This window comes from Pantoea sp. S61 (genome assembly GCF_016625145.1).
Classification (GTDB): Bacteria; Pseudomonadota; Gammaproteobacteria; order Enterobacterales; family Enterobacteriaceae; genus Pantoea; species Pantoea rwandensis_B.
The window spans coordinates 59510-72168 of sequence record NZ_JACVUO010000007.1; the positions used below are offsets into that span (position 1 = coordinate 59510).

Annotated in this window: 14 protein-coding genes; 2 read left to right on the top strand and 12 right to left on the bottom strand. The window is 55.3% G+C overall.

Annotation, left to right across the window (positions count from 1 at the left end; genetic code table 11):
• The first annotated feature begins 30 nt into the window (after positions 1-30).
• Together nirC and cysG are read left to right on the top strand one after the other, a co-directional pair.
• Positions 31-834 (top strand): nitrite transporter NirC, encoded by an 804-nt coding sequence (nirC, locus tag IAE30_RS15075; protein WP_200680287.1) that lies wholly within the window; start codon positions 31-33, stop codon positions 832-834.
• Positions 835-1033: 199 nt separating this feature from the next.
• On the top strand, positions 1034-2398 hold the full coding sequence (cysG, locus tag IAE30_RS15080; RefSeq protein ID WP_038644288.1) for a siroheme synthase CysG: 1365 nt from the start codon (positions 1034-1036) through the stop codon (positions 2396-2398).
• Positions 2399-2500: 102 nt separating this feature from the next.
• Here cysG and trpS read toward each other — a convergent pair whose 3' ends face one another.
• The 12 genes from trpS to pilM all read right to left on the bottom strand — a co-directional run bounded on the left by trpS (position 2501) and on the right by pilM (position 12599).
• Positions 2501-3505 carry a tryptophan--tRNA ligase gene (gene trpS, locus IAE30_RS15085; protein ID WP_034819607.1) on the bottom strand — a complete coding sequence of 335 codons (1005 nt, stop codon included), beginning with the start codon at positions 3503-3505 and terminating at the stop codon, positions 2501-2503.
• 15 nt (positions 3506-3520) lie between these two features.
• Complete coding sequence (locus tag IAE30_RS15090; protein ID WP_200680288.1) at positions 3521-4198, bottom strand: phosphoglycolate phosphatase; 678 nt, start codon at positions 4196-4198, stop codon at positions 3521-3523.
• Complete coding sequence (gene rpe / locus IAE30_RS15095; protein WP_034819612.1) at positions 4182-4865, bottom strand: ribulose-phosphate 3-epimerase; 684 nt, start codon at positions 4863-4865, stop codon at positions 4182-4184. Before rpe ends, IAE30_RS15090 begins: the two co-directional genes overlap by 17 nt.
• A gap of 65 nt (positions 4866-4930) precedes the next feature.
• Positions 4931-5743, bottom strand: coding sequence for an adenine-specific DNA-methyltransferase (dam, locus tag IAE30_RS15100; protein ID WP_038644286.1), 813 nt, complete (start codon positions 5741-5743; stop codon positions 4931-4933).
• A gap of 96 nt (positions 5744-5839) precedes the next feature.
• Entirely contained in the window at positions 5840-6874 is a 1035-nt protein-coding gene (locus tag IAE30_RS15105; protein WP_038644285.1) for an SPOR domain-containing protein, read from the bottom strand.
• A gap of 183 nt (positions 6875-7057) precedes the next feature.
• Positions 7058-8146 (bottom strand): 3-dehydroquinate synthase, encoded by a 1089-nt coding sequence (gene aroB, locus IAE30_RS15110; protein WP_200680289.1) that lies wholly within the window; start codon positions 8144-8146, stop codon positions 7058-7060.
• 39 nt (positions 8147-8185) lie between these two features.
• Positions 8186-8707, bottom strand: a complete 522-nt coding sequence (gene aroK / locus IAE30_RS15115; RefSeq protein WP_034820046.1) for a shikimate kinase AroK — start codon at positions 8705-8707, stop codon at positions 8186-8188.
• A gap of 482 nt (positions 8708-9189) precedes the next feature.
• Positions 9190-10449 (bottom strand): DNA uptake porin HofQ, encoded by a 1260-nt coding sequence (gene hofQ, locus IAE30_RS15120; protein WP_200680290.1) that lies wholly within the window; start codon positions 10447-10449, stop codon positions 9190-9192.
• A complete protein-coding gene (locus tag IAE30_RS15125) occupies positions 10412-10771 on the bottom strand; it encodes a HofP DNA utilization family protein (RefSeq protein ID WP_045833784.1) in 360 nt (119 codons plus the stop codon). Before IAE30_RS15125 ends, hofQ begins: the two co-directional genes overlap by 38 nt.
• Positions 10761-11255, bottom strand: coding sequence for a hypothetical protein (locus IAE30_RS15130; protein WP_038644281.1), 495 nt, complete (start codon positions 11253-11255; stop codon positions 10761-10763). Before IAE30_RS15130 ends, IAE30_RS15125 begins: the two co-directional genes overlap by 11 nt.
• Positions 11248-11793 (bottom strand): PilN domain-containing protein, encoded by a 546-nt coding sequence (locus IAE30_RS15135; RefSeq protein WP_234465510.1) that lies wholly within the window; start codon positions 11791-11793, stop codon positions 11248-11250. Before IAE30_RS15135 ends, IAE30_RS15130 begins: the two co-directional genes overlap by 8 nt.
• Positions 11790-12599, bottom strand: a complete 810-nt coding sequence (gene pilM / locus IAE30_RS15140) for a pilus assembly protein PilM (RefSeq protein ID WP_200680291.1) — start codon at positions 12597-12599, stop codon at positions 11790-11792. The genes IAE30_RS15135 and pilM overlap by 4 nt, the downstream gene beginning before the upstream one ends.
• Positions 12600-12659: the final 60 nt, after the last annotated feature.

Below are 12659 nucleotides of genomic sequence, written 5' to 3' on the forward strand. Positions count from 1 at the left end.
CAGAATTCTTTTACTTTATGAGACGTCACTATGTTTACTGACACCCTGAATACCTGCGCCGCCAACGCGGCGCGCATTGTGCGTACGGCACAACACAGCCCGCTGGCCTTCTGGATCAGTTCGGCGATGGCGGGCGCTTACGTTGGCCTCGCCATCATCCTGATTTTCACCCTCGGCAATCTGGCCGATCCAGCCTGGCGTCCGTTAGTCATGGGCGCTACCTTTGGTATCGCTCTGACCCTGGTGATCATTGCAGGGTCAGAACTGTTTACGGGCCATACGATGTTCCTCACCGTGGGCGTTAAAGCCGGTAGCATTAGCCAGGGTCAGATGTGGTGTGTGCTGCCGCAAACCTGGCTGGGCAACCTGATCGGCTCGGTATTTGTCGCCCTGCTCTATTACTACGCGGCAGGCGCGATGCTGCCCAATGCAGGCGCACTGATTCACAGCGCGGCGCTGGCGAAAACCACGCAACCGGCAATAGCGCTGTTCTTTAAAGGGGCGCTGTGCAACTGGCTGGTGTGTCTGGCGATCTGGATGGCAGTGCGCACCGAAGGCACGGCAAAATTCATTGCCATCTGGTGGTGCCTGCTGGCCTTTATCGCCTCCGGCTATGAGCACTCTGTCGCGAATATGACGGTCTTTGCACTGTCGTGGTTTGGTCAGCATAATGCCGAACTCACCTTGAGCGGCATCGGCCATAACCTGCTGTGGGTGACGCTGGGTAATATGTTCTCTGGTATGGTGTTAATGGGCCTCGGTTATTGGTACGCCACCCCGCAAGCTCAAAGACCGCAAGTGGCGACACAAGCCGCTGCGCTCAAATCGGTTTAAATGTTTCTAAGCCCACGAACCTCGTTATGTGAATCACGTTATCAACATTAACGGTCACACAGATTTGCAGCGGCGCAATTTATTGCGCGTGTTTAAGCGCCTGCGCGATAAATCGCGCCGCTACGGATTATGCGTACCGAAACTAAGTTGCTTAACTGATTACCATCGCACGGCTCGCGGGCTTTTTTGAGGATGAGCGATGGACTATTTTCCACTGTTTTGCCGCCTGAAGGGCAAACGCTGCTTACTGGTTGGCGGTGGCGATGTGGCAGAACGCAAAGCGCGCCTGCTGCTGGATGCCGGTGCCGATCTGCACGTCGGCGCACTGGATTTCTCCCCTGTATTTCAGCAGTGGGCCGAGCAGGGAAAGTTGCACCTCATGTCCGGCACCTTTGAAGAGTGCTGGCTAGAAGGCTGCTGGCTGGTGATTGCCGCCACCGACGATGACACCGTGAATCAGCAAGTGGGCGATGCTGCCGAAGCACGCCGCATCTTCTGCAATCTGGTGGATGCACCACAGGAAGCCAGCGCTATCATGCCATCGATTATCGATCGCTCCCCGCTGATGATTGCGGTGTCCTCCGGTGGTCGTGCTCCGGTGCTGGCTCGCCTGCTACGCGAGAAGCTGGAAGCGATGCTGCCACAGCATTTAGGCCAACTGGCTTCACTCGCTGGCACACTGCGCAGTCGGGTGAAGAACACTTTCGCCAGCATGGGACAGCGCCGGGCTTTTTGGGAACGCTTCTTTGCCAGCGATCGTTTGGCACAAACGCTGGCGAATCGCGACCAGCCACGCGCCGATCATATCGTTGATACGCTGTTCAATGCGCCGCTGTCACAACAAGGTGAAGTGGTGCTGGTGGGCGCGGGTCCGGGCGATGCCGGATTGCTGACACTAAAAGGGTTGCAGTGTATCCAGCAGGCCGATGTGGTGGTGTATGACCGCCTGGTATCCGAACCGATTCTCAACCTGGTGCGCCGCGATGCAGAGCGCATCTTTGTCGGTAAACAGGCGGGACATCACTGCGTCCCACAGTCACAAATCAACCAGCTTCTGCTGGAGCAGGCCCAGAGCGGCAAACGTGTGGTGCGACTGAAAGGCGGCGATCCCTTTATTTTTGGTCGTGGCGGCGAGGAGCTGGAGGTGCTGGCACAGCACCACATTCCGTTCAGCGTGGTACCGGGTATTACCGCCGCATCGGGCTGTGCCGCCTACAGCGGCATTCCACTGACACATCGCGATCACGCCCAGAGTGTGCGCTTTGTTACCGGCCATCTGCAACAGCAGGGCGAAATTGAGTGGAGTAAGCTGGCAGCAGAACAGCAAACGTTGGTGTTCTACATGGGCCTGAATCAGGCACCCGAGATTCAGCGCCAGCTGTTGCAGCATGGTATGGATGCAACAATGCCGGTCGCCATCGTGCAGAACGGCACGACATCAGAGCAACGGGTAGAGACCGCAACGCTGGCTGAACTCAACACGCTGGCGCAGCAGTTTGCCAGCCCAGCGCTGATTATCGTCGGGCGCGTGGTCAGCCTGCGCCGCCAGTTACGCTGGTTTTAAACTTGGCTGCACCCGTACGATTGGGCGAGGTCTTACGCGCAAATTCATAAAAAAACGGCGAGTCATGACAACTCGCCGTTGTTAGATCATACCGCTCGTCGCTTAAGGCTGAGCCACAAAACCCACTGCTTCGTAGACTTTCTTCAGTGTCTCTTGCGCCTGCGCACGGGCCTTGGTGGCACCATCGCGCATGACCTGATTCAGGAAAGCTTCATCATTACGGAAACGATGATAACGCTCCTGCAGCTCAGTCAGCATGCCGGAAACCGCTTCCGCCACTTCGCCTTTCAGGTGGCCATACATCTTGCCTTCGAATTCCTGCTCCAGCTGTGGAATCGACTTGCCGGTGACACCCGACAAGATATCCAGCAGGTTAGAGACACCGGCTTTTTCTTTGACGTCGTAGCGTACGACTGGCGGCTCAGCGGAGTCAGTTACCGCGCGTTTGATCTTCTTCACTACCGCTTTGGTGTCTTCCAGCAGGCCGATCACGTTGTTGCGGTTGTCATCCGACTTCGACATTTTCTTGGTCGGTTCCAGCAGCGACATCACACGTGCGCCTGATTTCGGAATAAACGGCTCAGGAATTTTGAACACATCGCCATACAGTGCGTTGAAACGACCGGCGATATCGCGGCTCAGTTCCAGATGCTGCTTCTGATCTTCGCCCACGGGCACCTGGTTGGTCTGATACAGCAGAATATCGGCCGCCATCAGCACCGGGTAATCGAACAAACCCGCGGTGATGTTTTCAGAATAACGCGCGGACTTATCCTTAAACTGCGTCATACGGCTCAGCTCGCCAAAGTAGGCATAGCAGTTCAGCACCCAGCTCAGCTGCGCGTGCTCAGGCACATGCGACTGTACAAAGATGGTGCTTTTTGCCGGGTCGATACCGCAGGCAAGGTACAACGCTAACGTATCCAGCGTGGCTTTGCGCAGCGCAGCAGGGTCCTGACGAACGGTGATGGCGTGCAGATCGACGATGCAGTAAATGCAGTGGAAATCATCCTGCATCTGCACCCACTGACGCAGCGCACCCATATAGTTGCCAATGGTCAGTTCACCGGAAGGCTGGGCGCCGCTGAAAACGATGGGTTTGCTCATGTTATATCCTGATAATTACAGCCCGAGAGCGGGCAAAAGTTCGCTAAAAGTATCGAGAGTTAAATCGGGTTTGCTGGCGGCAATCGGCTCGCCATAGTTGTAGCCAAAAGTCATACCGACATTGGGTACACCCGCAGCCTGAGCTGCGTGAATATCATTACGAGAATCACCGACAAACAGTAATTCTTTTTGCAGTACGCCAAAGTGACCCAAAACAAGGAAGATCGCTGCCGGATGGGGCTTTTTCACCACCACATCATCACCGCCAATAATCAGCGTGAAGAAATCGGCAATGCCCAGCGATTGCAGCAAAGGCGCGACAAACGGCGTCGGCTTATTGGTGACGATGGCCATCGGCAAGCCTTTGGCGTGCAGCGCCGCCAGCGTCTCTTTCACCTGCGGAAACAGCGTGCTGCCCGCTTCCACTGTTTCGGCGTAGTACTTATCGAACAACGAGCGCGCGTCGCGCTGCTCCTCGGCGTGCGGTTCGCGGCCTAATGCCCAGGTCAGCGCGCGTGTCATCATCACATCTGCGCCATTGCCAATCCAGGTGGAGGCCAGCGCAACGCCGGGCGGCGGCAGCTGCAAATCACCTAAAGCATGATCGATGGCCTGGGACAGACCCGGTGCGCTATCGACCAGCGTGCCATCGAGATCAAACGCCAGCGCGCGGATATCAGTGAAATGAGCCATTAACTTTCTCCAGTTCGCCGCGCATTTCGTCGATCACTTTCTTGTAATCGGGGTGGCCAAAGATAGCTGAACCAGCCACAAACATATCCGCACCTGCCGCCGCGATCTGACCGATGTTATCGATCTTCACGCCACCGTCCACTTCCAGACGGATATCGTAACCGCTTTGATCAATCAGACGACGCGCCTGACGCAATTTGTCCAGCGTGCCAGGAATGAAAGATTGACCGCCGAAGCCAGGGTTCACTGACATCAGCAGAATGATGTCGAGTTTATCCATCACGTAGTCGAGGTAATCGAGCGGCGTCGCCGGATTGAACACCAGACCCGCTTTACAGCCGTGCTCTTTGATCAGTTGCAGCGTGCGGTCAACGTGCTCACTGGCTTCAGGATGGAAGGTAATGTAAGTCGCGCCCGCTTTAGCGAACTCTGGAATCAGCGCATCCACCGGTTTCACCATCAGATGCACATCAATCGGTGCCGTAATGCCATAGTCGCGCAGCGCTTTCAGCACCATTGGCCCCATGGTCAGATTAGGCACATAGTGGTTATCCATCACGTCGAAATGCACCACATCCCCGCCTGCTGCCAGCGCTTTGGCGGTATCTTCGCCCAGGCGAGCAAAGTCAGCAGCAAGAATTGAAGGGGCCAGCAAAAATTGTTTCATCCGATTCTCCCAATTTTGTGCGCCAGCCAGAGCTGGCGTAATGCGTTGGTCGCGGACGAAACAGGCTAGCGGAAAAGCGCCAGCAGTTCGTCAACCTGAGTGCGACCACTTATGCTTCGGCTGATGGAACGCCGGGCTTTGACTACGTGTAAAACCGCATTCTGATACCACTCACGCGTAAGCAGCGTGTCGTGGTTGGAAATCAGCACCGGTATGCTGTTTTCATGTGCCAGCTTATTTGCCAGCTCGGCCAGATGCTGCTGCTCGCGCAGGCTAAAGCTATTGGTGTGGTACGCGGTAAAGTTCGCCGTCGCCGACAAGGGCGCATACGGCGGATCGCAATAAACCACTGAGCCAGCAGGGGCGTTGTTCAGAGTAACATCGTACGATTCACAGACAAAGGTCGCTTTTTGCGCCCGTTCGGCAAACCACAACAGCTCCGCTTCCGGGAAGTAAGGTTTGCGATAACGACCAAAAGGCACATTGAACTCACCGCGCAGATTGTAACGGCACAAACCGTTGTAACCATGCCGATTGAGATAGAGAAACAGTAATGCACGCTGATATTCATCTTTGCTGGCGTTAAATGCCAGACGTTGCGCGTAATAGGTCTCTGCGATATTACCTTCAGGCGTGAACAGTTGCCGCGCGTCTTCAATGAACTCAGCCGTGCGGTTTTTAACGATGTTATAGAGATTGATTAGGTCACCGTTGATGTCCGCCAGGTGATAGCGATCATAATCGGTGTTGAGGAACACGGAACCGGCACCCACAAAAGGTTCGACTAAACAGTCACCTTGTGGCAAATGACGACGGATATCGTCAAGCAGCGGGTATTTCCCTCCGGCCCATTTAAGGAAAGCGCGATTTTTCTTCATGCTGTCGTGGTTATTACATCTTAATTATAGGCTGTGGTGGAACCGACAGCAGCTTTGCGCTTTAAACGGGGCCGCGCGATCGCAGCCCCACATCAATTACTGACTTTCTTTCTTCACCTGACTCAACGGTTTTACCCACGGATTTGCCGCACGGACTTCAGCCGGCAGTGATGCCACTGCACGCTTGGCATCGGCTGGCGTAGCGTAAGCACCGCTGACCAACACATACCAGGGCTGACCGTTACGCGTGGTTTTATACACGTGATAACCGCTCAGATTTTGTTTCTTCGCCCAGGCATTCAGGCTCTCTTCTTTCGACGCACCGCTCAACTGCAGCGTGTAACTACCGCCCGTTGGCAGTGACTTACTGGCACCGCTGCTGGCGCTCACCGGCGCATTGTGCGCGGCAGTGGTATGCGTTTTATTCTCTTTTGCTCCGGCTGCCGGTTTCGACGTGGTCGGCGCTTTATGCGCGGTGTTGCTGTGCGTTTCACGTGAACCATTGCTGTTGGTACGCGCAGGTGTCTCAGAACGCATCGCCGGAGGCGTCATCGCTTTACCGTTACCGCTTACGGTAGCAGGGGCGGTCGGCAATGAACTGTTGCCTTGTGCACCCTGTGCCGCGTTATCAACCTGGCCTTGCTGATTGCTCAGCGCACTGTTGAGATCGCCCGGCAGCGTTACACGTTGCTGATTGGCTGGCGTATCGACAGGTGCAGCTTGCGTCGGCGTTGAAGACACTGCTGGCATAGAAATCGAGTTGGAATCGCCGCCTGCTGAAGAGGAGGATGTCGCTGGCGTCTGCGGTGTGTCCACTGAAGGTGTGGCGCTTTGCTGGCCACTCATGGACGTCGAGCCGGAAAGGTCGATGTTCTTTTCACCACCGGTTGCCGTTGGCGCCGCATTGCCATTGCTGGCCGTGTTTGCAGGTTTCTTATCATCCGGACCGGTCAATGCCGAACCAATACCCAGCACCACCAACAGCAGAACAAGGATGCCGATCCCCATCATCATATGCTGACGAGAAACAGGTACCTTCGCTTTCGGCGCAGAAGACGTTTTGCGTGGCCGCGTTGGACGGCGGTCACTGGCATCAGGTTTTAACTCGTCTTCCGGTTTGAACTCATCCATCTAGCCTCCTCCGTAAAACAGCACGCTTCCCACGCACCGCATCACCACTCACTGCTTTATCCGTGATACTTCGAGCTGAAACGACGTTGGCTGCATCCTATGCATCCAGACATCTCACTGATGTCAGCGCCTGGAACGCATGCGATGGCCACCTTGCTGCAGCTCAACTTATTCCGGATATCTTCAGTATTTTATACAATCGTTAATCGCAGCCAGCACCATATCATGTGCCACACCTGCGCGCACTTCAGAGCGACCAATTGCGAGAGGCAGCACCAAACGCATTTCACCCGCCAGCACTTTTTTATCGCGCATCATGTGCGGAAGATACGCTTCTGCTTGCATGCTTGCCGGGCCGTGCACCGGTAAACCCGCTCGCAAAAATAGCGCAATAATGCGATCGGTATCCGTCGAAGTGAACTGAGCCAGCCGCTCGGCGGTACGGGCAGCCATGACCATTCCCGCCGCAATCGCTTCACCGTGTAACCAGTTGCCATAGCCCATGTGCGCTTCAATCGCATGACCAAAAGTATGGCCCAGATTGAGCAGTGCGCGTTGACCGTTTTCACGTTCATCGGCGGCAACCACTTCAGCTTTGAGTTCACAGCAGCGACGGATACAGTAGGCCAGGGCTTGCTGATCCAGTGCCAGCAGAGCATCAAGATTCTGCTCCAGCCACTGAAAGAATTCCCCGTCGAGGATAATGCCGTATTTGATCACTTCCGCCAGACCAGACGCCAATTCGCGCGCCGGCAGCGTAGCCAGGCAATCGGTATCGACCACCACTGAGGCGGGCTGGTAGAAGGCACCAATCATGTTTTTGCCCAGCGGATGGTTGACGGCTGTTTTACCGCCGACTGAAGAGTCGACCTGAGACAGCAGCGTTGTCGGTACCTGGATAAAGCGCACACCGCGTTGATAGCTCGCAGCGGCAAACCCAGTGAGATCACCAATCACACCGCCGCCGAGCGCAATTAACGTGGTATCACGTCCATGCGGTTTCTGCAGCAGCGCGGTGAAGACATCGTCCATCACAGCGAGCGTCTTGTACTTTTCACCATCAGGTAAAATCACCTGATCCACCTTTACGCCCGCCTGCGAAAGCAGTGCTGACAGCTTATCGAGGTAGATCGGGGCAAGCGTCTCATTGGTCACCAGCATGGCGTTATCGCCTGCTTTTAGCGGCCAAAAAGAAGCCGGATCGTTAAACAGTCCGGCAGCGATGGTGATGGGGTAACTACGATCCCCGAGTGAGACAGTGATCTTCTCCATGATGACCGATACCTATTGCTGAGCCGTCAGGGCGCTGGATTAATTTTTTTCCAGCATGTTGATGATCTGATTGGCGACAACTTTTGCACTTTGATCGTCAGTGCGAATAGTGACGTCAGCGATCTCTTCATAAAGTGGATTACGTTCGCCAGCTAAAGCTTCCAGTACTTCGCGCGGTGGCTCTTCAACCTGCAACAACGGACGTTTTTTATCACGCTGTGTACGAGCAAGTTGCTTTTCGATAGTCGTTTCAAGATAAACGACCACGCCGCGGGCGGAGAGACGATTGCGGGTTTCACGGGATTTGACAGAACCACCACCGGTCGCCAGGACAATGCCTTGTTTCTCGGTGAGTTCATTAATGATCTTCTCTTCGCGATCGCGGAAACCGTCTTCGCCTTCCACATCAAATACCCAGCCTACATCCGCTCCGGTACGTCGCTCAATTTCCTGATCGGAATCGAAAAATTCCATATTGAGTTGCTGAGCTAACTGACGACCAATAGTGCTTTTGCCGGCACCCATCGGCCCAACCAGAAAGATATTGCGTTTCTCTGCCATTTTATCGGTATTACTAAGAATTCGTTGATGATACCCCGCGTTCAGCATAGTGCTGGCGGGACAGGAACTGAGACCTCATGAGCATTAACAAGAGTCAGACGGAAAATTATCTCAACACTCATGGCCGTTTGGCAACCGAATAAATTGCCCCCGGCGACCTTGTAACAGGACCGGTCTGTGGTTCGCGAGACGGTAACGCCCCTCCTGTTTTCCCTCACACTTCAAGCACCATGCGCGCTGGCCGTGTCTTCGCGTCCCTTAAACTTACAGATATAAGCTTAGGAATTAACGCTTTCACCGCCGTGCTTTAACTCGAATTATTTAGGGAAAATATATTCTGACGCCAGTATCGCTTGTGACTGACGCCCATCGGAAGGTTATCCTGCCGCGTTCCGCTACACCATTTTAAAAATCGCTAAACCTTGTAAGCTAATTCCTGCCCTGCGTCAACGCAGATGGCAAATCAGAGTGAATTTTCCGCTTTATCCGGTAGTAAGCGCTGCTTCCCTGACCAGTCTGGGGGTAATGAAGATCACCAACTCCTTCTTTTTATGTTCTTTGGTTTGCTGACGAAACAGCGTTCCCAGCAAGGGCAGTTCACCCAACCACGGTACACGCTGTTCGGTCTGCATGCGCTGTTGCTGGAAAATCCCGCCCAGCGCCAACGTTTCGCCATCACGCAGCGTCACCTGCGTTTCAATTTCCTGCTTATCAATACTCAGCACGTTGCTTTCACCCACGTTCAGGCTGCGCCCCGGCATGTTCTGGCTTAAGCGCAGTTTTAACTGAATCCGTCCATTCCCCAGCACCATGGGCGTCACTTCCATCCCTAACACTGCCTCTTTAAATTCAATCGCCGTTGCACCACTGCTGCCCGACTTCACCTCGTAAGGAATTTCGGTTCCCTGTTTAATGGAAGCGGTTTGCTGGTGAGAGGTAAAAAGCCGCGGACTGGCGATGATTTCGATTTGGTTCTCCTGCTCGAGCGCGCTGAGTTCCAGATTCAACAATTCCCCACTAACCTGCCCCAGCGTGACGCCCACGCGCAACGCAGGACTATTCACGGCCAATGGGATCGCCAGTTGTGGATGATGCAATGCCGTCGTCACACTTTGCGCAGGCGCGGTGTGCCAGTTCACCCCCAGCTCACGCAGATGTTCTTCATTGATAGTGATGATGTGGGCAGACAACTCGATCTGTTCGAGTGGCATATCCAGCGCGCGCAACCAGCGCGAGGCATCACGCAGCGCGGCGGCGGTGTCACGCAATAACAAGCTGTTGGTGCGGCTATCGACCGTGACACTGCCGCGTGGAGTGAGGAGTGAACGCTCCGCTTGCAGACTACGATAGACATCGCTGGCATTGGCGTAATGCAGCGTGACGGACTGCTGTTCGAGAGGAAGTCGCTGTTGCCGCTCCTCATGTTCTGTTTTCGCCTGTTGTGTCTGCATCTGTTGCCAGCTTTCGGGGTAAACCAGCAGCACGCCCTCTTCCTGCACCACGGTGAGTTTTGCCAACCGGGTCACCAGCGCCAGTGCGCGCTCCCATCCTACATTTTCCAGGCGCAGTGATAATCGCCCTTCAACGCCGGGTGCAATCAGCAGGTTGGTTTGTTGATAATCTGCCAGCGCCTGCAAAATACGTTCAACGGGAGCATCATCAAACACCAGGCTTAAGCGTTCCTCATTTGCCTGCAGGGGCAGGCTAAAACTCAGGCACAGCAGTAGTGTCATCCATTTCATAATATCCTCCTTTTATAGACCAGGTGATTTGCTGCGGTGGGCAGCTTTGCGCGACATGCAAGGTCATGCTATTCGCGGTTAACGCTGCCACCTGCCAGCTTGAGCGCGGTAACCGAGCCGAAGGGCCAAGCCGATGGTTTTTTCCTTCTGGTGAGCGTAGCCAGGCAACATAGCGCGTGGGAGTACCGATAATGCCCTGCAACCGCCAGCCATCAGGTTCAGCCACCTGCATCCGACATTGCACCTCGGCCTGCGGCTGAAAGGGATCGCGTGCCAGCGTAAAGCCGCTCCACAGTACTAACAGCCATGCACTATGGCGCATCTCCATCCTCCAGCCACAGCTGTGTGTTCAGCGATCCCTGCTCTTCTTTGAGTTCAAAGCGCTGCGGTACAGGCAGGCGAGTCAATGACAACTCTGAAAACAGCGGGACAAATTGCGTCCAGCCGAGCCGCAGCTGTAACTGCTGTGGCTGATTATCCGGCAGCCAGCTTTCCAGTTGCTCGCCACGCTCGGTGATCAAAGCTTCGAGCGTAACTTGCTCAGTGACGCCACTAATGGGTTGCTGTAACCGTGCGATTTCCTGTTCCAGCAGGTTGATGGCAGGTCGTGCAGCCAATAGCTGCTGACGCTGCATCACCTGCTGTGACATCACCGCCTGCTGGCGTAATTGGGCAGCATGGACCTGTTGCTGCGGGCGTAGTAAAACCCACCACGCCAAAAGCATCAGCAGCAGAGACATGCCCAACAGGCAGGCAATGCGCCACATCAGGGCTAAAGCGAGCCAGCGCTGCAATGCATCATTCACCGATGTTCTCCTGCATCCGCGCGCGCAAGACAAATCGATAGTGCCCAGCAGTTTGGCGCTGCACGCTGGCCGGTTTTACCGTGGCAAACAGCGGCTGCCTCATCAATTGATGACGAAAATCCTGGATCGCCATCATGCTCTGCGCCTGCCCTTCGAACAGCAAGATGCCCTGGCGCCGCTCCACCCGTTTGAGCCAAAGCGTGTCCAGCATCAACATCGGCAAGCGCTGCCAGAACTGTTGCCAGCGCTGATGCTCATCCTTTTTACGCTGCCGTATCAGCTGCGCCTCTAATAGCTCATCGCGTTGCTGCAGCAGCAGTTGCTGTTGCGTCAACTGGCGTTGCAACGCTTCATGCTGTTGGCTGATCTCCGCCAACGTCCTGTGCATCTGGCCCTGTGCCTGGCTTCCGCGCCACCATAACGACAGCACCATCATTACCGTCGCCAGCAGGACGCATCCCAACAGGGAAAAACTTTGCTGGCGGCGGCGCTGCTGCAACCGCACGCGCCAGGGTAATAAATTGACGGCCAGCATCATGCATCCTCCGGGCGCAGCGCCAGACCGAGCGCAATAGCAAACTCACCTTCTTGCGCGGGCAGTGGCGGCTGCCGATAGTGCAGTAATGAGAGCGGTCGGCAGTGCGTCACGCTGGGTTCAGCCAGGCTGAAGGCCGAGGTGCAAAAGATGGACGATGCCTGAGGGAAGGTTTCACGCAGTTTCGCCAGCGTTAGAGGTTCTGTGGCCGCGCCTGAAGTGCCCGGCTCACTGGCTAACGTCCATAGCCAGTGATCGCTAAGCGGATGGATTAAAAGTTGGTCACGATGCAGCGGCATGCGCATGGCGATTTGGGTCAACGCCAGGCTGCTCAGTTCAAAGACATCGGGTCGCAGGCCAGCCTCCTTTAGCGGCGCCAGCCACTGCGCAATCACTTCACGCCGTGCCGCCGTAATGCACAGTTGCGTTGCATTACGTGCCGAGCGGTAGTCAATCGACAGCGTGGCGGGTTCAACCGGAAACAGGCGTGGTGCCGAGGATGCCACATAACGGCTCATCGCCGGCTCACTGAGCGAGGTTTCTGGCAGCGGCAATGTTCGCTGCAACACCAGTTGCGGCGGCAAGCCAACTCGCAGTGAATAGCGTTTCGGCAGATGACGCTGCCAGCGCGTCAACATCTCCTGTAACAGTGGGGTAGTTTGCAACACGCCGTTGCGTAACGTATCGTGCGGCAGCGGTTGTTGCCACCAATGGCGTAACTGCCAGCCATGACGTCGGCGTTCAATGCCCAGGGCGCAGAGTTGCCCGTTTTGGATGTCCAATCCGATTTGCCAGCGCTGAAAAGCCATATGCGCGATCTCCTTATCTTTTAAGGTAAAAAAAGAGATACCCTAAATCTTTCGAGTCGC